The organism is Paraburkholderia sp. BR10923 (assembly GCF_040948765.1).
Taxonomy (GTDB): domain Bacteria; phylum Pseudomonadota; class Gammaproteobacteria; order Burkholderiales; family Burkholderiaceae; genus Paraburkholderia; species Paraburkholderia youngii.
On record NZ_JBFPKO010000021.1, the window covers coordinates 1 to 19,002 of the forward strand.

The window sequence follows — 19,002 nt, forward strand, 5'->3', positions numbered from 1 at the left end:
GCACGTTGCCGAGGCCGGGGAAGTGGTTCTGCAGCACACCTATGGCGGAGAGCGCAACCATCGCGCCCACCATCAACACATCGCCGTGAGCGAAGTTGATGATGCCCAGAATGCCGTAAACCATCGTATAGCCCAGTGCGATGATGGCGTAGACACTGCCAAGCACCAGTCCATTCAGGATCTGCTGGATGAAGATATCCATTTATTGCTCCTTAGCCCGTGCGACTGGATTCGCGTTTTTCATCTGCCGGTGGGCGGTGATGCACTACGAATCTCAACGGCACTGCGGGTACTGATGTAAAAGACCGGTAAGGGTTATCCGCTGCCGGCTTGCCCTGACGACCGTGATGCGGTCGCGAGCTCCCCTTGGGCGGATGCAAAAACGGCACCGTTGGATGGTGTCGGTGCCGTCAGGCCGAACTTCCCGTCATCACATCTTTACGACGTCGAGCACTGCTTTCTTGCCGTCCTTGAAGTCGTAAAGTGTAATGGCGCCCTCTTTCAAATCACCCTTGTCGTCGAACGCGATGTGGCCGATTACCCCGTTGTAATCGGTCGAAGGCATCGCAGCCAGCACCTTGGGCGCCTCGATCGAATTAGCGCGCTTCATTGCATCGACGATCACGTACACAGCGTCATACGTGAACGGCGCGTAAATCTGCACCGGCGTGTGGAAGCGGTCCTCGTACTTCTTTTCGAAGTCCGCTCCATTGGTCATTTTCGAAAGCGCGAGTCCTGCTTCCGAACAGACCAGGTTTTGCACGGCGGTACCCGCCAGCTCACCTACCTTGTCGGTACACACACCGTCGCCGCCAAGGATTTTTGCCCTGATACCGAGCGCCGCCGCCTGCTTCGTAAACGGCCCGCCCGTCGCGTCCATGCCGCCGAACATAATCGCGTCCGGCTGAACACTCTTGATCTTCGTGAGAATGGCCCGGAAATCCGTGGCCTTGTCGTTCGTCGCCTCCCGCGCGACGATCTTCGCGCCGCTCGCCTCGGCGGTCTTCGCGAATTCGTCCGCGAGACCTTTGCCGTAGGCGGTCGCATCGTCCACGATCGCGATGCGTTTGGCGCCCAGCGCCTTCGTCGCGTAATTGGCGAGCGCCGGACCCTGCTGCGCGTCGGTCGCGACCACTCGATAGGTCGTCTTGAAACCCTGCTGCGTATACGCCGGATTGGTCGACGACGGCGAGATTTGCACGATGCTCGCGTCGCTATAGATCTTCGAAGCCGGAATCGAGACCCCGGAGTTCAGGTGCCCGATCACCGCGACCACGTGATCGTCCACCAGCTTCTGCGCGACGGCGGTGCCCGTTTTCGGGTCCGCCGCATCGTCCTGCGCGTCGAGTTGCAGCTGGATCTTGCGACCGTCGATCGTCAGGCCCTGCGCATTGATTTCCTCGACCGCGAGGCGCGCCCCATTTTCGTTGTCCTTGCCCAGGTGCGCGATGCCGCCCGTCAACGGGGCCGCGTGACCAATCTTTACGATAGTCGCTTCGCTCGCGGCGGCGACCGCAGCGGACGAAGCCGCCGATGCGCCCGCTCCCGCTTCGCCATCCTGTTTCTTGCCGCACGCGGTCAGCATCGCAACCGCGGCCGCGATGGACACGGCGTAAGCAAATTTGACTCGCATCAAGTAAGGTCTCCTGCGCCTTGCAAAATCCACTGTCCAGGACCTCAAGGCCTTGAGAACGCGCGCATTGTAACTCCAATTATGCGGGTGGCAATATTGTTGAACCGGTGGGGTTTTCCTGCATTGCAACCTGATATTGAAAGCAAAATCCGCAGAAAAGAGCAACCCGGTTGCGATCCGTTTGCGTGCATCAGTTGCACCGTCGCCGAACCCGATGGCACCAAGTGTTGCGGTCCCTCGGCGTGAATGCCGGCTAGGCGGGGGCTTGCGTCCGATATGTCCTTTTATCCCACGCGCGGCAAGAGCACCAATTCAGTGCATGATTAAATCGTCTTAAGCTCTTGGCCTAGATTAAAACAGGGGCGCATCGCTCGAAAATCAATAAAACACCCGATCACAATTTCAAAAAAGTTTGTGCGCGAGAGCACTGAAACGTGCGAATTCATTCGATCCGGCACCTAATTTTCTCAGTGCCCCCCCAGACTCGCGCCATAAAAAAAGCGCGCCCGAGGGCGCGCTTTCCTTTCAGCGATGCTAACGGATTGTCAGGCTGGCAGACCGAGCCCGCGCGGCAGCGGAAACGCGATGTTTTCCTCGATGCCTTCGAGCGCGCGCACGCTGCGCACACCCAGTTCACGCAGACGCGCGATCACTGCCTGGGCGAGCACCTCGGGCGCCGACGCACCGGCGGTCACACCGATGCGGCGCTTGCCCTCCACCCAGACCGGATCGATCTGATCGGGCGAATCGACCATGTAGGCCGGTACGCCGAGCTTCTCGGCGAGTTCGCGCAAGCGGTTCGAATTCGAGCTATTCGGACTGCCGACGACGATCACGACGTCGCACTTCGGCGCCATGAACTTCACGGCGTCCTGGCGATTCTGCGTGGCGTAGCAGATGTCCTGCTTCTTCGGCTCACGGATGGACGGATACTTGGCCTTCAGCGCGCCGATGATTTCGGCGGCGTCGTCGACCGACAGCGTGGTTTGGGTGACGAACGCGATCCGCTCGGGATCGGCGAGCTGCAGCGCCTGCACGTCTTCGATGTCCTCGACCAGATGCATGCCCTCGGCCGCTTGACCCATCGTGCCTTCCACTTCCGGGTGGCCTTTGTGGCCGATCATCACGATGTCGAAACCGTCCTGGCGCATCTTGGCGACTTCGATATGCACCTTGGTCACGAGCGGACAGGTCGCGTCGTATACCCGCAGCCCGCGTGACTCCGCCTCCGAACGCACGGCCTTCGACACGCCATGCGCGCTGAAGATCACCGTGTTGCCAGCCGGCACTTCCTCCAGGTTCTCGATGAAGATCGCACCCTTCTTGCGCAGGTCTTCGACCACATAGGCGTTATGGACGATTTCGTGACGCACGTAGATCGGCGAGCCATACAGCTTGATGGCCCGCTCGACGATCTCGATCGCCCGGTCGACGCCGGCGCAGAAACCGCGTGGCTGGGCCAGCAGGATCTCCGCTTCGGCAAGAGTCGTATCCGTGATGCTCATGTTTACAAAATCCCGATGATTTTCACTTCAAACGCCAGCGCCTGGCCGGCAAGCGGGTGATTGAAATCGAACAGGGCCGACGTTTCGCCGACTTCCTTCAGCACGCCGGCGTAGCGCCCGCCGCCCGGCGCGTTGAATTCGACCAGGTCACCCGGGGAAAAATCCTCGCCGATCACGCTGTTCTCCCGCAGCGTGGCGAGGGACACGCGCTGGATCAGATCCGGATTGCGTGGGCCGAACGCCTGACCCGGCGCTAGCTGAAAGGTCGAATGGTGGCCCACCTTCAAACCCAGCAAAATATCTTCCAGCGGCGGCGCCAGTTGACCTGCACCGAGCAGCAACGTGGCCGGCTTGTCGTTGAACGTGTTGATCACTTCGGCGCCATCGGCAAGGGAAAGCCGGTAATGCAGCGTGACGTGTGAACCGGGTTTCACCTCGGAAATATCGATGATGCTCATGCAATGCTCGCTCAGTCGAAGCGCGCTGCACGCGTGCGCCGCGGGCGCAGTCGACGCGTGTGGCAAACCGTCGGGGTGCCGTGCGCAAAGCGTCTATTGTAAGCCACCTAGCGGGCGCCGGCTTGAGTCCGTCGCGCGTGAGGGTGGCACGGCACTCCGGCGCGTTGCGCCGCGTGTGCGCCGACAACCTTACGCGGAGGACTCTATATATATGGCTGATTTCGCCAGCACAATCGACGAAACACCTGCGGCAAAACTGCGACCGAAGGCGCGCCCACGCGCCACGGGCGGCGCGAAAGCCGCCTCCAATCGGTCGGCCAGGACTCCCTCAGAAACCGCCGACTCGGCGGTCCGCAGCCGGCGGCAACTGTTCCGGGGCAAATGGCTCCGGCGCGACATGCCGCGCGAGCGACTGATCGACCAGGGCCCCGACGTGCTGTCGGACACCGAAATGATCGCGCTCGTGCTCGGCTCCGGCCTGCCCGGTCACGACGTGTTCAGCGTCGCGCGGACGCTGCTCGATCGCTTCGGCTCACTGCGCGCAATGCTCGACGCCACTTATCAGGATTTCGATGGCATTCGCGGCATTGGCCCGGCAAAAAAGGCGCAATTGCTCGCGATCATGGAAATGGCGCGCCGCTCCCTCGTGGACAAGATGCGCAAGCGCCAGCTGATGAATTCGCCCGAAGCGGTCGAAAGTTATCTGCGCCTTCTGATCGGCGGACAGCCGCAGGAGGTGTTCGTGTCGCTGTTTCTCGACGCGCGGCATCGGCTGATCCGCTGCGAGGAAAGCGCGCGCGGCTCGCTCACGCGGATGGCGGTGTATCCACGGGAGATCGTGCGGCGGGCGCTCGCCGCGAACGCGGCCAGCCTGATCGTTGCGCACAATCATCCGTCCGGCGCCGTCGAGCCGAGCGCGAGCGACTGCCGCCTCACGCAGACACTGCGCGACGCGCTCGCGCTCGTCGATGTGCAGCTGATCGATCATCTGGTGATCGGCGCGGACAGCGTATACTCGTTCGCCCGCGCCGGCTGGCCGGAGCTCGCACGCAAGCCCGCTGGAGCGCGGGAAGCGGAAGGGCCACCGCACGGCGCCGTGCCCCGCGTCGCAAATAAGGTTTGATTTTGCGGCTTTTTTTCTGCTAGAATTCCGGTTTGCCTATTTCCAACCCCCTGTTCCGAAGCCATCAAGGCGTTCCGCAAAGGTCAGGCGGCTGTGGTAGCGAAGTGCCTCGATGCAAATTCGGCGCAAGTTCGCACACCCTCAGCGCGGCTCTTTTCGGGAAACTTTCACGGCGTTCGAACTCAGAATTAGCGTATTAGGAGTGCTCTCATGGCACGCGTATGCCAAGTAACTGGGAAAGCGCCGATGAGCGGCAACAACGTTTCCCACGCGAACAACAAGACCAAGCGCCGGTTCTTGCCGAACCTGCAAAGCCGCCGTATCTGGGTGGAAAGCGAAAACCGTTGGGTGCGTCTGCGTATTTCGAACGCCGGCCTGCGCCTGATCGACAAGAACGGTATCGACGCTGTGCTCGCAGACCTGCGCGCACGCGGTGAAGCCTAAGGAGTAAATCATGGCGAAAGGCGCACGCGACAAGATCAAGCTGGAATCGACCGCAGGCACGGGTCACTTCTACACGACCACGAAGAACAAACGCAACATGCCGGAAAAGATGCTGATCAAGAAATTTGATCCGGTCATCCGCAAGCACGTTGACTACAAGGAAACCAAGATCAAGTAATCTTGGCTCTCCAGCCTGACGAAGGCAAAAATATGAAAAGCCTCGCATCCGTGCGAGGCTTTTTTGTTTTTGGGCGGGCTTCGCGATAGCGCAGCAATGCGCGCGCAAATCGCCCTATTCCGTTCGGCCTGCTTTCGCTAGTGCGTCGTGGCGCGTATCCTTTGTCGTTTTCGCGGCGTGCGGTTCGCACGCCGTCATCGCAAAATGAAAGACGGAGATGTGGGTAATGGAATTCGATGTGGCGATTGTCGGTAGCGGTCTGGCTGGTTTGAGCGTCGCGCTCAACCTCGCGCAGACACGGCGCGTTGCTGTGATCGCCAAGCGATCGCTGACCGAGGGCGCGAGCGACTGGGCGCAAGGCGGTATCGCCGCGGTGCTGGATTCCGCGGACAGCGTCGAAAATCACGTGCGCGACACGCTGATCGCGGGTGGCGGTCTGTGCGACGAGGCTGCGACGCGTTTTATCGTCGAGCATGGGCGCGATGCGATCGAATGGCTGATCGAACAGGGCGTGCCATTCACGAAAGACGACGCCGCCGAGCTGGGCTTTCATCTGACGCGCGAAGGCGGCCATAGCCATCGCCGGATCATTCACGCGGCCGACGCGACCGGCCATGCGGTCGTCGCCACGCTCAGCGAGCAGGTGCGCCATCATCCGAACATCACGCTGTTCGAAGATCATCACGCGATCGATCTGATCACGTCCGAACGCCTCGGCCTACCTGGCCGGCGCTGCCATGGTCTGTATGCGCTCGATCTGCAAAGCGGCCGCACCGTTACGATCGAAGCGCCGCATACGGTGCTCGCGACCGGCGGCGCCGGCAAGGTGTACCTGTACACGACCAACCCCGACACCGCGACCGGCGACGGCATCGCGATGGCATGGCGCGCCGGTTGTCGCGTGGCGAACATGGAATTCATCCAGTTCCACCCGACGTGCCTGTTTCACCCGTACGCGAAGTCGTTCCTGATTTCGGAAGCAGTGCGCGGCGAAGGCGGCATTCTGAAGCTGCCCGACGGCACACGCTTCATGCCCAATCACGACGAGCGCGCGGAGCTTGCGCCGCGCGATATCGTCGCGCGGGCGATCGACTTTGAGATCAAAAAACGCGGCATCGACTGCGTGTACCTCGACATCAGCCACCAGCCGGCCGCGTTCCTGCACGAGCATTTCCCGACGATCCTCGCCCGCTGCCTCGAGTTCGGCATCGACATCACGAAAGAGCCGATTCCGGTGGTGCCGGCCGCGCATTACACGTGCGGCGGCGTCGTCACCGATCTGGCGGGGCGCACTGACCTCGCGGGTCTCTACGCGGTCGGCGAAACGTCCTGCACCGGCCTGCACGGCGCGAACCGGCTGGCCAGCAATTCGTTGCTCGAATGCCTCGTGATCGGCCGCGCCGCTGCCGAGGCGATCGAAGCGGAAGGCTTCGCCGCCGCCGTGCACGCGCCGCTGCCGGCTTGGGACGAAAGCCGCGTGTCCGATCCGGACGAGGAAGTGGTGGTCGCGCACAACTGGGACGAACTGCGCCGGCTGATGTGGAACTACGTCGGCATCGTGCGCACCGACAAACGGCTCGAGCGCGCGAAGCACCGGCTCGCGCTGTTGCGCGACGAAATCCACGAGTACTACGCGAACTTCAAGGTAAGCCGCGATCTGCTGGAGCTGCGCAATCTGGTCGACGTGGCGTCCCTGATCGTGGACGGCGCGCGCTCGCGGCGCGAAAGCCGCGGCCTGCATTTCAGTCGCGACTGGCCGGCCACATTGCCCAAGGCGCTGCCGACGGTGCTCACGCCAAAGTATGTCCGCAGGCCGAATGCCTGATGGCATCGCGCCGGAGCATACGCTGAAACGGCGCCGCAAATAACAAGGCCATTGCCGGCAAACTCCGGCAATGGCCTTGTTCAGTCGTCATGGGCGTCGATCGATGCGCTAAGACGCGCGACGCTCAAACGATTCGCATCGAGTAGTCGGTCGCGCGCACGTCCTTGGTCAGCGCACCAATCGACACGCGATCCACGCCCGTCTCCGCGATCGTGCGCACGGTCTCGAAATTGACGCCGCCGGACACCTCGAGCACCGCGCGGCCGGCCGTGACGCGAACCGCGTCGCGCATCATGGCGAACGAGAAGTTGTCGAGCAGAATCGACTCCGCCCGATGCGCGAGCGCGGTTTCAAGTTGTTCGAGCGTTTCGACTTCGATCTGGATGGGCACGCCCGCATTCAACGCGAGAGCCGCGTCCATCGCCGCACCCACTCCGCCGGCCGCCGCAATGTGGTTCTCCTTGATCAGAATGCCGTCGTACAACGCGAGTCGCTGATTGGCACCGCCGCCGACGCGCACCGCGTACTTCTGCGCGAGCCGCAAACCCGGCAGTGTCTTGCGCGTATCGAGAACGCGGGTGCTCGTGTGGGCAATTGCGTCGACATAGCGGCGGGTTGCGCTTGCCACGCCCGACAGCAGTTGCAGGAAATTCATCGCGTTACGCTCGGCGGTCAGCAGCGCGCGTACCGGCCCGCGCAGATCGCAGACCGTCGTATCGGCGCTCATGCGGTCGCCCTCGCGGTAACGCCATTGAACTTCGATGCGCGGATCGACCGCACGCATCACCGCGTCGAACCAAGGCACGCCGCATAGCACCGCTTCCTCGCGCACGATGATGCGCGCGTTGCGAACGTCATCGGCAGGCACGAGGCGGCCGGTCTGATCGCCGCTACCGATATCTTCGGCGAGCGCATCGGCGACGTTGCGCGCGAGCGCAGCGTCGAACGCCTCGCCGTAGTGCGCGTGAATCTCCGCGAAAAGCGGCGATGTTGCGTTGGCCCCATCGCGCGCCACTGCCTGCTCAGGCGCCTTCTGCACCACCGTCATTACGCTGCTCCCACGTTCGAATAGAGTTGCGCGTCGCGCGCGAGATCGCCGCTCGCCTGCACACGCTTCTTGTGACGCGCCGCGAAATCGAGCATACGGTCGATCGGCAGACGCGCCCGCTCGCCGATCGCGCGATCGACGAAGATCTCGTTATGGCCGCGCTCGAGCACATCGGCCAGATTCGCGAGGCCGTTCATCGCCATCCACGGGCAATGCGCGCAGCTCTTGCAGGTCGCGCTGTTGCCGGCCGTCGGCGCGGCAATCAGCGTCTTGCCGGGCGCGGCGAGTTGCATCTTGTGCAGGATGCCGAGGTCGGTCGCGACGATGAAGTGCGTCGCGTCGAGCTTCTGCGCAGCGTCGATCAACTGCGTGGTCGAGCCGACGACGTCCGCCAGCGCGACCACGTTGGCCGGCGACTCCGGATGCACGAGCACCTTCGCGTGCGGATATTCGGCGCGCAGCAGATCGAGCTCGATGCCCTTGAATTCGTCGTGCACGAGGCACGAGCCCTGCCACATCAGCATGTCCGCGCCGGTCTTGCCCTGGATGTAGCTACCGAGATGACGGTCCGGTGCCCAGATGATCTTCTCGCCGCGCGCATGCAGATCGGCGACGATCTCCAACCCGATCGACGACGTCACCATCCAGTCCGCGCGCGCCTTCACGGCTGCGCTCGTGTTCGCGTACACGACCACCGTGCGGTCCGGGTGTGCGTCGCAGAACGCCGAGAACTCGTCGGCCGGACAGCCGAGGTCGAGCGAACAGGTCGCGTCCAGATCCGGCATCAGAATGCGCTTGTCCGGACTGAGAATTTTTGCGGTCTCACCCATGAAGCGCACGCCCGCGACCACCAGCGTCTGCGCTTCGTGATCGCGCCCGAAGCGCGCCATTTCCAGCGAATCGGCCACGCAACCGCCGGTTTCGTCTGCGAGCTCCTGCAATTCAGCGTCGACATAATAATGCGCGACCAGCACCGCTTTCTCGCGCTTGAGCAATTCGCGGATGCGCGCCTTCAGCGCCCGCTTCTCTTCCGCGGACGGCGTCTCGGGCACCTTCGCCCACGCCTGCCCGATCCCGCAGGTCGTGCCCTGCGCCTGAGGCCGATCGAATTCGACGGTCCTGATCGCCTGCTGCTCCATCATCTCCTCTGCCCTCACCTGGCCGCCGCGGCTTGCCACTCGCGCAACACGCGCAATGCATTTCCACGGCCCAAAAACGCAAAACCCCGCCAACGCGGGGTTTTGTGACGTCCTGAAATTTTAATAGATTTCAGGCATATCGACGCAGTCGCATCGCGAAGTCTTGCAGCGCCTTGATGCCGCTCTGCTCGGCGCGATGGCACCAGTCCTGCAATTGCGCCAGCAATTGCTCGCGCGACGCGTTGGAGCGCTCCCACATCGCCGCCAGTTCGTTGCGCATATCGATGTAGGTCTTCAGCTTCTGGCTGCTCGCAAAAATCTGCGGCAGCTGGAGCCTCTGCGGCTCATTAAGGCCCGCCTCTTCCTTGTGGAACCAGCTACGCGCGCCGCGCATCACCTGATACTTCTCGCGCGCTCCGACTTCCTTCAGATGCGCGAGCTCCTGACGGTACGCGCGCTTGATCGCCTTCGCGTAACGCTCCATCACTTCGTAGCGGTTCGCGAGCACGGCCTGCAGCGTGTCCTGATCGAGCACGAGCTTGCCGGTGGTCAGGCGCGGCGTCGGCGCGATCTTCTTCACCTTGGCCAGACGAAACGCCTGCATGATGCGGATGTACATCCAGCCGATGTCGAACTCGTACCACTTGTTCGACAGCTTCGCGGACGTCGCATACGTGTGGTGATTGTTATGCAGTTCCTCGCCACCGATGATGATGCCCCACGGGAAAATGTTGGTGCTCGCATCCGACGAATTGAAGTTGCGATAGCCCCAGAAGTGCGCAAGACCGTTGACCACGCCCGCGGCCCAGAAAGGAATCCAGACCATCTGCACGGCCCAGATGGTCAGACCGACGACGCCGAACAGCGCGACGTTGATCACCATCATCAGGCTTACGCCGAGAATCGGGTATTTCGTGTAGACGTTGCGCTCGATCCAGTCATTCGGCGTACCGTGACTGAACTTGCGCATCGTTTCTTCGTTTTTCGCTTCGGTGCGATAGAGTTCGGCGCCTTCGAGCAGCACTTTCCAGATGCCGCGTGTCTGCGGGCTGTGCGGATCTTCTTCGGTTTCGCACTTCGCGTGATGCTTACGGTGAATCGCCGCCCACTGGCCGGTGAGCATGCCGGTGGTCATCCACAGCCAGAAACGGAAAAAATGGCTCGCGATCGGGTGCAGATCCAGCGCGCGGTGCGCCTGGCAGCGATGCAGATAGACGGTCACGCCGATAATCGTGATGTGCGTCACGATCAGCGTGTACACGACGAGTTGCCACCACGAGAAATGCAGCAGTCCGTGGGCAAGGAAATCGAGCAAAGAATTCAACAAGGTAAGTTACCTGCAGAACGAGAGATACGAAGCACACGCGGTGCGCGTGTCATGAAAGTGAAAGCATACAGCGGGATAGGACGATATTCTACTGGAAGCGTTCCAAGTGTTTGTAACAAATAGGGATTTTTTGTGCGCTATCAAGCCGATAGCGATTGACTCGGCACTGGCGCATCACTTGCGACGGCCAAAAGCTGGCTCTAACGATCGCCGTTGGCGGCCCCGTCGGCGGCCCCGGGCGCTGAATCGGTCGCGGCGTCGTGCGCCGGATCGGTCATTGCTGCCGGGTGCGGCATTGCGCCGCCTGCCCGACCGACGATGCGCACCTCGCGTTGCGCAAGCGGAATCCTGATGCCGTGCTCGGAAAAGAGACGCCAGATGTTGCGGTTGACCGCCGAGAGCACGCCACGTGTGCCGCTCGCCGCGTCTTCGATCCAGAAGCCCAACTCGAGATTGACGCCGTCCGGGCCGAAACCGACCAGAAATGGCGTCGGCGCCGGCTCGCTCAACACCCGCGGCACGTCGGCGGCGGCCAGGGCGAGCAGCGTCATCGCCTGTTCGACGTCGGATGTGTAGGCGATCTGCACGGGCACCCTCGCGTGGCCACGAGTCAGAAACGACGACTGGTTCTGCACGACGTCGGTGATCAACTTCTCGTTCGGAATCAGCGTTTCGATACCGTCGAGTCCGCGCACGACGGTATAGCGCGTGCGAATCTGCGTGACGCGGCCCTGCAGGCCGCCCACGTTGATCGTGTCGCCGATCCGCAACGAGCGGTCGAGCAGGATGATGAAGCCCGACACGTAGTTGCTCGCGATCTTCTGCATGCCGAAGCCGAGCCCGACGCCGAGAGCGCCCCCGAACACACCGAGCACCGTGATGTCGATGCCGACGATCGACAGGCTCATCAGGAGCGCCGCGAGCACGAAGGCCGCGCGGCCGACGCGCGCGACCACCACCTTCAGATTCGCGTCGAGCGTCTTCGAGCGCATCAGGCGGTCTTCGAACGACGAGCCGAGCCACATCGCGACGATCATCGTGACCGCGACCCACAGCAGCCCGGTGATCAGCGACAGCAGCGTCATATGCGCATTGCCGACGCGGAAGCTCACGCTGTCCATCCATGCGATCACGGCGTTCTGAATGCCCAACAGCGTGAGCACCATGCCGACCCAAACGACCACCGACACGATTTTCTCGACCAGAAACAGCCACGGATGCTCGCCCCCTTCGCGGTTGAACACCCGCCGCGCGAAGAAGAACACGATGTAGATCAGCCCGATGCCGACGAGCGGCACCAGCGCCAGATCGAGCAGCGCGGTGTCCATGAACTGGCCGGCGATCGCCCGCGCGAGCCACACGAGCGCCGCGCCGATCAGCGGAAAAGCCGCTCGATCCAGACTTTCCATGCCGAAGCGCAGGCTCTCGTAGCGCGGCGATTGCGACCGCTTGATCCGGCGGCGCAGCGTCCGCGCGAGCAGCCACGCGACGAGCAGCGTCCCGAGCAGGATCGCGACCTGCCACAGCATCACGGGCTGACCGAAGTCGCGCGCGATATCGCTGAACATGTGGGGAAAAGTCGTGTGCATGGACGTCGCCGAAATCGCCGGCACGTGCGGATTCATCAGCCAATCCGTGCGCGCCGGCCTGCAGCCGGTTGCCTAGCTCTGGCGCTCGAGCACGGCGGCGAAGAAGCCGTCGGTCGCGTGGCGATGCGGCCACAGCGACAGGTAGTCGCCCATCTCCAGCTCGATGCGCTGCTCGGCGAGCACGTCGCGCACGGGCACCAGCGCGAAATCAGTGTGGTCGGCGAGGAACTGCTGCACGACCGCCTCGTTTTCCGCGTCGAGAATCGAGCACGTGGCATAGACGAGCCGCCCGCCCTTCTTCACGAGACGCGCCGCGCTCGCGAGAATCGACGCCTGCTTCGGCGCCAGCTCGGCGATCGACCCCGGCGACTGGCGCCACTTCAGATCCGGATTGCGGCGCAGCGTGCCGAGGCCGCTGCACGGCGCATCGACGAGCACGCGGTCGATCTTGCCAGCCAAACGCTTGATCTTCGCGTCGTGTTCGCTGTCGATCAGCACCGGATTCACGTTCGACAGGCCGCTCCTCGCGAGCCGTGGCTTCAGCTTCGCGAGACGACGCTCGGAGATGTCGAACGCGTAGAGTCGGCCGGTCGAGCGCATCGCCGCGCCGAGCGCCAGCGTCTTGCCGCCCGCGCCCGCACAGAAATCGACGATCATCTCGCCGCGCCGCGGCGCGACCAGCGAGCACAGCAGCTGGCTGCCCTCGTCCTGCACTTCGAGCCAGCCCTGCTGGAACGCGTCGAGCTTCGTCAACGCCGGCTTGCCGACCACGCGCACGCCGAGCGGCGCGAACGGCGTCGCGCCCGCCTCGATGCCGGCCTTGGACAGCGCGCCCAGCACGTCGTCGCGGCTCGCCTTGATCGGATTCGCGCGCAGATCCAGCGGCGCCGGGTAGTTCAGCGCGGCGGCCAGCTGCGCGAGTTCCGGACCCTCGAAACGCGTGCTCAAAGCGTGGCAGATCCAGTCGGGCAGATTCAGGCGAATCCGCAGCGGCAGGCTTTCCGGATCGATCTTCGACACGTGTTCGAGCCACGTCGCCTCGGCCTCGCTGACGAACGGCTTCAACGCCGAGCGTCCGACCGTTTGCATCAGGCCCAGCAGGGCCATGCGGCGCGCCGGGCTGCCGGTGCCGCTTTCGGCCAGATGCGCGAACTCCATCCGGCGGCGCAGCACGGCGAACACCGCCTCGGCGATCACACCGCGCTCGGCGTGGCCGAGCTTCGGATGCGCGCGGAAGAAGCGGCTCGTGGTGGCGTCTGCGGGGCCGTTGAGCCGCAGTACTTCGGCCAGCAGCGTTTCAGTTTGTCCAATCAGGAAACCATGCAATCTCATGCGCCCTCTCCGGCGGTGTGACCGGCAAAGAGCCATTGCGGCTCCGACGGCGTAAGCGTGACGCGCGAGCCGTCCAGAGCGAGACGCCCTTCGACGAACCAGCGCACCGCGCGTGGATAAATGATGTGCTCGGTGGCGAGCACGCGTGCGGCGAGCGTCTGTGCGGTATCGCCCGCCTCGACGGGCACGGCCGATTGCACGACGATCGGCCCGTGATCCAGCTTTGATGTGACAAAATGCACCGACGCGCCGTGGAACCGCACGCCGGCGTCGAGCGCCTGCTGGTGAGTCTTCAGGCCCGGAAAGCTCGGCAGCAGCGACGGGTGCACGTTCAGCATGCGCCCGGCGTAATGGTCGACGAAGCGCTCGGTCAGCACCCGCATGAAGCCCGCGAGCACGACGAGGTCCGGCGCGATAGCGTCGATCTGCTCGGCCAGCGCCGCGTCGAAGCTGTCGCGATCCGGAAACTGGCGGTGGTCGACCACCGCCGTGGCGATACCATGCGACGCCGCGAACGTGAGCCCCGCGGCATCGGGACGGTTGGCAATCACGGCGGCGACCCGCGCCGGCCAGCCTTCGCTCGCGCAAGCGCGCACGATGGCTTCCATGTTGCTACCCCGCCCGGAAATCAGGATGACGAGTTTTTTCATGCGCGGATTTTATCATTCGGCAATCGCCCGACCGCGACCGCGCAGCCGTCTATTGCGCCAAGCGTTTATAATCGATTGTTTTGCGGCACCCTGCCCGCGTCCCTATTGCAATCGCAGCAACCCGCTATCGTGAGAGTCTTCCGCGGTCTTCCCAATGCCGAGAGCCGCGCGCCGTGCGCGCTGACCATCGGCAACTTCGACGGTGTCCACCGCGGCCACCAGGCTCTGCTCGCGCACGTGCGCGCGGCCGCCAACGCGCGCGGCCTGCCCGTCTGCGTGATGACCTTCGAGCCGCACCCGCGCGAGTTCTTCAACCCGGCCGGCGCGCCGCCGCGCATCGCGATGCTGCGCGACAAGCTCGAGGCGCTGCGCACCAACGGAGTCGACCGGGTCGTCGTCGAGCACTTCAATCACACGTTCGCGAGCCAGTCGCCAGATGCGTTCGTCGAGCGGATCATCGTCAACGGCTTGCACGCGCGCTGGATCATGATCGGCGACGACTTTCGCTACGGCGCGAAGCGGGCCGGCGATTTCGCGTCGCTGCGCGAGGCCGGCAAGCATTACGGCTTCGAGGTCGAACAGATGGCGACGGTCGCCGATCCGTCGGGCGCGCGCATCTCGAGCTCGGGCGTACGCGCGGCGCTGGTCGCGGGCGACCTCGACTCGGCGCGCGCCGCGCTCGGCCGCGACTATCTGATCAGCGGCCACGTTACCCATGGCATGAAGCTCGGCCGCGATCTCGGCTTTCCGACGCTTAATCTGCCGATCGCGCACAAGCGTCCGGCTCTGGCCGGCATCTTCGTCGTACAGGTGCACGGCATCGCCGAGCACCCGCTGCCGGGCGTCGCGAGCCTCGGCCTGCGCCCCACCGTCGACGATTCCGGCCGCGTGCTGCTGGAAGTGCACCTGCTCGATTGGCACGGCGACGCGTATGGCAAGCTCGTGCGCGTCGAATTTCTGAAGAAGCTGCGCGACGAGGAGAAGTTCGTCGACCTCGAAACGCTTACCGCCGCGATCGCGCGCGACGTCGCCAATGCGCGCGCATGGTTCGCCGCGGTCGGCGCCGGCACGCCGGGCAGCCGTTCCACCGGTTTCGCCACCTCGGCCACCGACCGAATTAGATAACCGCCGCGGTTCGGGCCGGCGCGCCGCGCCGCACGAACCGTCGCCGCGCATCGAAGGGCATCCGGGTTTCACGCGGAGCCGCCCGCCGGGCGCGCCCCGCTCCTCGCGCAGCGCGTAATCCGCGCGCCGCTACGCATAGAAACGAATTCACCGCCACCCACATCATGAGCAACAAGAAAGCCGATTCGAAACCGCAGTCCCGCTACCCGGTCAACCTGCTCGACACGCCGTTTCCGATGCGCGGCGACCTGCCCAAGCGCGAGCCGCAATGGGTCAAGGACTGGCAGGAACGCAAGGTGTACGACAAGATCCGCGCCGCCTCCAAGGGCCGCACGAAGTTCATCCTGCACGACGGGCCGCCGTATGCGAACGGCGACATCCACCTCGGCCACGCGGTGAACAAGATCCTGAAGGACATGATCGTCAAGGCGCGCAATCTGGCGGGCTTCGACGCGGTCTACGTGCCGGGCTGGGACTGCCACGGCATGCCGATCGAAATCCAGATCGAAAAGCAGTTCGGCAAGTCGCTGCCGGCGGCCGAAGTGATGCAGAAGGCGCGCGCCTACGCGACCGAGCAGATCGAGAAGCAGAAGGCCGGCTTCCGCCGCCTGGGCGTGCTCGGCGACTGGGACAATCCGTACAAGACGATGAACTTCGCGAACGAAGCCGGCGAAATCCGCGCGCTCGCGAAAATCATGGAAAAGGGCTACGTGTTCCGCGGCCTGAAGCCGGTCAACTGGTGTTTCGACTGCGGCTCGGCGCTCGCTGAAGCGGAAGTCGAGTACAAGGACAAGACCGATCCGACCATCGACGTGCTATTCAGCTTCGCCGAACCGGAGAAGACCGCGCAGGCGTTCGGCCTTGCCGCGCTGCCGCGCAACGAAGGCGGCATCGTGATCTGGACCACCACGCCGTGGACCATTCCCGCCAACCAGGCGCTGAACCTGCATCCGGAAATCGTTTACGCGCTCGTCGACACGCCGCGCGGCCTGCTGATCCTCGCCGAGGAACGCGTCGAGGCCTGCCTGAAGCTGTACGGCCTCGAAGGAAACGTCATCGCGACGACGCCGGGCGAAAAGCTCGTGAACCTGCGCTTCAACCACCCGCTCGCGTCCGCGCATCCGGGCTACAAGCGCACCGCGCCGGTCTATCTCGGCGACTACGTGACGACCGAAACCGGCACCGGCATCGTGCACTCGTCGCCGGCGTACGGCGTGGAAGACTTCGTGTCGTGTAAGTCGCACGGCATGGCCGACTCGGACATCATCAACCCGGTGATGGGCGACGGCCGCTACATCGAATCGCTCGCACTGTTCGGCGGCCTGTCGATCTGGGCGGCGAATCCGCAGATCGTCGAGGCGCTGCAAGGCGCCGGCGCGCTGCTGCGCACCGAAAAGTACACGCACAGCTACATGCACTGCTGGCGCCACAAGACGCCGATCATCTACCGCGCCACTTCGCAGTGGTTCGCCGGCATGGACGTGAAGCCGAACGACGGCGACAAGACGCTGCGCGAGACCGCGCTCGAAGGCATCGAGAACACGGCGTTCTATCCGTCGTGGGGCAAGCAGCGCCTCTTCAGCATGATCGCGAACCGCCCGGACTGGACGCTGTCGCGCCAGCGCCAATGGGGCGTGCCGATGGCGTTCTTCGTGCACAAGGAAACCGGCGAGCTGCATCCGCGCACGCTGGAGTTGCTCGAACAGGTCGCGCAGCGTGTCGAGAAGGAAGGTATCGAGGCATGGCAATCGCTCGATCCGCGTGAGCTGATCGGCGACGACGCCAACCTGTACGAAAAGAACCGCGACACGCTCGACGTGTGGTTCGACTCGGGCACCACGCACTGGCACGTGCTGCGCGGCTCGCACAAGGATGAGCTGCAGTTCCCGGCCGACCTGTACCTCGAAGGCTCGGACCAGCATCGCGGCTGGTTCCATTCGTCGCTGTTGACCGCGTCGATGCTTGATGGCCGCCCGCCCTACAACGCGCTGCTCACCCACGGCTTCACCGTCGACGGCGAAGGCCGCAAGATGAGCAAGTCGCTCGGCAACGGCATCGATCCGCATGAAGTGGCGAACCGCCTCGGCGCGGAAATCATCCGCCTGTGGATCGCGTCGACCGACTACTCGGGCGAACTCGCGATCTCCGAGGAAATCCTGAAGCGCGTGACGGAAGGCTATCGCCGTATCCGCAATACGCTGCGCTTCCTGCTCGCGAACCTGTCGGACTTCGACTTCGCGCAGCACGCGCGTCCGGTGGAAGACTGGCTTGAAATCGACCGTTACGCGGTGGCGCTGTCGGCGAATCTGCAGAACGACATCCTCGCGCACTACGAGAAGTACGAGTTCCACCCGGTCGTCGCCAAGCTGCAGACGTTCTGCTCGGAAGACCTGGGCGGCTTCTACCTCGACGTGCTGAAGGACCGCCTGTACACGACCGCGGCGGATTCGGTCGCGCGCCGCTCGGCGCAGACCGCGCTCTACCACATCGCGCACGGCCTGCTGCGCGTGATGGCGCCGTTCCTGTCGTTCACCGCGGAAGAAGCGTGGAAGGTGTTCCAGCCGGACAGCGAAACGATCTTCACCGAGACTTACCACGCGTATCCGGCCGTGCCGGACGCGGGCGCGCTGCTCGACAAGTGGACGCTGCTGCGCGCGGTCCGCGGCGACGTGACCAAGGCGCTCGAAGAGGCGCGGGTCGCGAACCTGATCGGCTCGTCGCTGCAGGCGGAAGTCGAAATCCGCGCGAGCGGCGCGCGTTACGACGCGCTCGCGAGCCTCGGCGACGACCTGAAGTTCGTACTGATCACGTCGGCGGCGACCGTCGTCAAGGTCGATAGCGAAGCGGACGAAGGTGTCGAAGTGATCGCCTCGAAGTACCTGAAGTGCGAACGCTGCTGGCACTATCGCGCGGACGTCGGCGCGAACCCCGAGCATCCGTCGCTGTGCGGCCGCTGCTTCAGCAATCTGTTCGGCAGTGGCGAAACGAGGAGCGCGGCATAATGGCGAGAACCATGTCGAAAACGTCCACCGCAAGCGGCTCGCTCGCACCTTGGCTCGGCATCGCGCTGATCGTGATCCTGTTCGACCAGCTGACGAAAATCGCGGTGCGCAAAGTGTTCGCCTACGGTGTGCCGCACGAAGTTACGCCGTTCTTCAACCTGATTCTCGTGTTCAACCGCGGCGCCGCGTTCAGCTTCCTGGCGATGGCGGGCGGCTGGCAGCGCTGGGCGTTCACCGCGCTCGGCGTGGTCGCGGCGCTCGTGATCTGCTACCTGCTCAAGCGGCATAGCGGGCAAAAAATGTTCTGCACGGCGCTCGCGCTGATTCTCGGCGGCGCGCTCGGCAATGTGATCGACCGGCTCGCGTACGGCCACGTGATCGACTTCCTCGACTTCCACGTGGGCGGCTGGCACTGGCCGGCGTTCAATCTCGCCGACAGCGCGATCACGATCGGTGCGATCCTGCTCGTGATCGACGAGTTGCGGCGGGTACGCGGCACACGCTAACGTCGCCGACGTGAGGCACGGCCGCGGTTGCGAGAGCCGCGCCTCACGTCCGGTTTGAAACGTGCGGCGACGGCGACGGGCAACGCCCTCGCGCCGCCTCGCGATCACGCTTTGTCGG

Annotated in this window: 16 protein-coding genes and 1 pseudogene; 7 read left to right on the forward strand and 10 right to left on the reverse strand. The window is 63.9% G+C overall.

The window, feature by feature from the left end; genetic code table 11:
- From AB3X94_RS30080 to AB3X94_RS30095, 4 genes and pseudogenes are all read right to left on the reverse strand, one after another.
- Nucleotides 1-202 (reverse strand): annotated as a pseudogene (locus tag AB3X94_RS30080) (branched-chain amino acid ABC transporter permease); the annotation flags it as partial.
- Nucleotides 203-430: 228 nt separating this feature from the next.
- The gene (locus AB3X94_RS30085; protein WP_368613493.1) at nt 431-1,633 is read right to left on the reverse strand and encodes a branched-chain amino acid ABC transporter substrate-binding protein; all 1,203 of its coding nucleotides are present in this window, start codon (nt 1,631-1,633) and stop codon (nt 431-433) included.
- A gap of 545 nt (nt 1,634-2,178) precedes the next feature.
- A complete protein-coding gene (ispH, locus tag AB3X94_RS30090; protein ID WP_176105251.1) occupies nt 2,179-3,138 on the reverse strand; it encodes a 4-hydroxy-3-methylbut-2-enyl diphosphate reductase in 960 nt (319 codons plus the stop codon).
- A gap of 2 nt (nt 3,139-3,140) precedes the next feature.
- Complete coding sequence (locus tag AB3X94_RS30095) at nt 3,141-3,596, reverse strand: peptidylprolyl isomerase (RefSeq protein ID WP_008919553.1); 456 nt, start codon at nt 3,594-3,596, stop codon at nt 3,141-3,143.
- A gap of 211 nt (nt 3,597-3,807) precedes the next feature.
- Between AB3X94_RS30095 and radC the strand changes: the two genes are divergently transcribed.
- From radC to nadB, 4 genes are all read left to right on the forward strand, one after another.
- A complete protein-coding gene (radC, locus tag AB3X94_RS30100; protein WP_176105250.1) occupies nt 3,808-4,719 on the forward strand; it encodes a DNA repair protein RadC in 912 nt (303 codons plus the stop codon).
- A 210-nt stretch (nt 4,720-4,929) separates the two neighbouring features.
- On the forward strand, nt 4,930-5,163 hold the full coding sequence (gene rpmB / locus AB3X94_RS30105; RefSeq protein ID WP_006050117.1) for a 50S ribosomal protein L28: 234 nt from the start codon (nt 4,930-4,932) through the stop codon (nt 5,161-5,163).
- Between the two features lie 10 nt (nt 5,164-5,173).
- On the forward strand, nt 5,174-5,341 hold the full coding sequence (gene rpmG / locus AB3X94_RS30110) for a 50S ribosomal protein L33 (protein ID WP_008919555.1): 168 nt from the start codon (nt 5,174-5,176) through the stop codon (nt 5,339-5,341).
- Nucleotides 5,342-5,567: 226 nt separating this feature from the next.
- Entirely contained in the window at nt 5,568-7,166 is a 1,599-nt protein-coding gene (gene nadB, locus AB3X94_RS30115) for an L-aspartate oxidase (RefSeq protein WP_176105249.1), read from the forward strand.
- Nucleotides 7,167-7,290: 124 nt separating this feature from the next.
- Here nadB and nadC read toward each other — a convergent pair whose 3' ends face one another.
- From nadC to purN, 6 genes are all read right to left on the reverse strand, one after another.
- Nucleotides 7,291-8,214, reverse strand: coding sequence for a carboxylating nicotinate-nucleotide diphosphorylase (gene nadC / locus AB3X94_RS30120; RefSeq protein ID WP_368613494.1), 924 nt, complete (start codon nt 8,212-8,214; stop codon nt 7,291-7,293).
- Entirely contained in the window at nt 8,214-9,353 is a 1,140-nt protein-coding gene (gene nadA / locus AB3X94_RS30125) for a quinolinate synthase NadA (RefSeq protein WP_176110268.1), read from the reverse strand. The genes nadC and nadA overlap by 1 nt, the downstream gene beginning before the upstream one ends.
- A 130-nt stretch (nt 9,354-9,483) precedes the next feature.
- Nucleotides 9,484-10,680: an acyl-CoA desaturase gene (locus AB3X94_RS30130; RefSeq protein ID WP_176105247.1), complete on the reverse strand. Its 1,197-nt coding sequence runs from the start codon at nt 10,678-10,680 to the stop codon at nt 9,484-9,486.
- 200 nt (nt 10,681-10,880) lie between these two features.
- Nucleotides 10,881-12,269, reverse strand: coding sequence for a mechanosensitive ion channel family protein (locus AB3X94_RS30135; protein ID WP_368613495.1), 1,389 nt, complete (start codon nt 12,267-12,269; stop codon nt 10,881-10,883).
- A gap of 72 nt (nt 12,270-12,341) precedes the next feature.
- Complete coding sequence (locus AB3X94_RS30140) at nt 12,342-13,601, reverse strand: RsmB/NOP family class I SAM-dependent RNA methyltransferase (RefSeq protein WP_368613496.1); 1,260 nt, start codon at nt 13,599-13,601, stop codon at nt 12,342-12,344.
- On the reverse strand, nt 13,598-14,251 hold the full coding sequence (purN, locus tag AB3X94_RS30145; protein WP_176105245.1) for a phosphoribosylglycinamide formyltransferase: 654 nt from the start codon (nt 14,249-14,251) through the stop codon (nt 13,598-13,600). The genes AB3X94_RS30140 and purN overlap by 4 nt, the downstream gene beginning before the upstream one ends.
- 129 nt (nt 14,252-14,380) lie before the next feature.
- Between purN and AB3X94_RS30150 the strand changes: the two genes are divergently transcribed.
- From AB3X94_RS30150 to lspA, 3 genes are all read left to right on the forward strand, one after another.
- Nucleotides 14,381-15,376 carry a bifunctional riboflavin kinase/FAD synthetase gene (locus AB3X94_RS30150; RefSeq protein WP_176105244.1) on the forward strand — a complete coding sequence of 332 codons (996 nt, stop codon included), beginning with the start codon at nt 14,381-14,383 and terminating at the stop codon, nt 15,374-15,376.
- A 164-nt stretch (nt 15,377-15,540) separates the two neighbouring features.
- Entirely contained in the window at nt 15,541-18,378 is a 2,838-nt protein-coding gene (gene ileS / locus AB3X94_RS30155) for an isoleucine--tRNA ligase (RefSeq protein WP_176105243.1), read from the forward strand.
- Entirely contained in the window at nt 18,378-18,884 is a 507-nt protein-coding gene (gene lspA, locus AB3X94_RS30160; protein WP_013090301.1) for a signal peptidase II, read from the forward strand. Before ileS ends, lspA begins: the two co-directional genes overlap by 1 nt.
- Nucleotides 18,885-19,002 lie beyond the last annotated feature (118 nt).

Excerpts from the sequence above, each read along its gene's own strand:
- purN (WP_176105245.1), bottom strand. The coding sequence starts at position 14,251 with ATGAAAAAACTCGTCATCCTGATTTCCGGGCGGGGTAGCAACATGGAA.
- ispH (WP_176105251.1), bottom strand. The coding sequence starts at position 3,138 with ATGAGCATCACGGATACGACTCTTGCCGAAGCGGAGATCCTGCTGGCC.
- rpmB (WP_006050117.1), top strand. The coding sequence starts at position 4,930 with ATGGCACGCGTATGCCAAGTAACTGGGAAAGCGCCGATGAGCGGCAAC.
- rpmG (WP_008919555.1), top strand. The coding sequence starts at position 5,174 with ATGGCGAAAGGCGCACGCGACAAGATCAAGCTGGAATCGACCGCAGGC.
- ileS (WP_176105243.1), top strand. The coding sequence starts at position 15,541 with ATGAGCAACAAGAAAGCCGATTCGAAACCGCAGTCCCGCTACCCGGTC.
- nadB (WP_176105249.1), top strand. The coding sequence starts at position 5,568 with ATGGAATTCGATGTGGCGATTGTCGGTAGCGGTCTGGCTGGTTTGAGC.
- nadC (WP_368613494.1), bottom strand. The coding sequence starts at position 8,214 with ATGACGGTGGTGCAGAAGGCGCCTGAGCAGGCAGTGGCGCGCGATGGG.
- AB3X94_RS30135 (WP_368613495.1), bottom strand. The coding sequence starts at position 12,269 with ATGCACACGACTTTTCCCCACATGTTCAGCGATATCGCGCGCGACTTC.
- radC (WP_176105250.1), top strand. The coding sequence starts at position 3,808 with ATGGCTGATTTCGCCAGCACAATCGACGAAACACCTGCGGCAAAACTG.
- lspA (WP_013090301.1), top strand. The coding sequence starts at position 18,378 with ATGGCGAGAACCATGTCGAAAACGTCCACCGCAAGCGGCTCGCTCGCA.
- AB3X94_RS30085 (WP_368613493.1), bottom strand. The coding sequence starts at position 1,633 with ATGCGAGTCAAATTTGCTTACGCCGTGTCCATCGCGGCCGCGGTTGCG.
- AB3X94_RS30095 (WP_008919553.1), bottom strand. The coding sequence starts at position 3,596 with ATGAGCATCATCGATATTTCCGAGGTGAAACCCGGTTCACACGTCACG.
- AB3X94_RS30140 (WP_368613496.1), bottom strand. The coding sequence starts at position 13,601 with ATGAGATTGCATGGTTTCCTGATTGGACAAACTGAAACGCTGCTGGCC.
- nadA (WP_176110268.1), bottom strand. The coding sequence starts at position 9,353 with ATGGAGCAGCAGGCGATCAGGACCGTCGAATTCGATCGGCCTCAGGCG.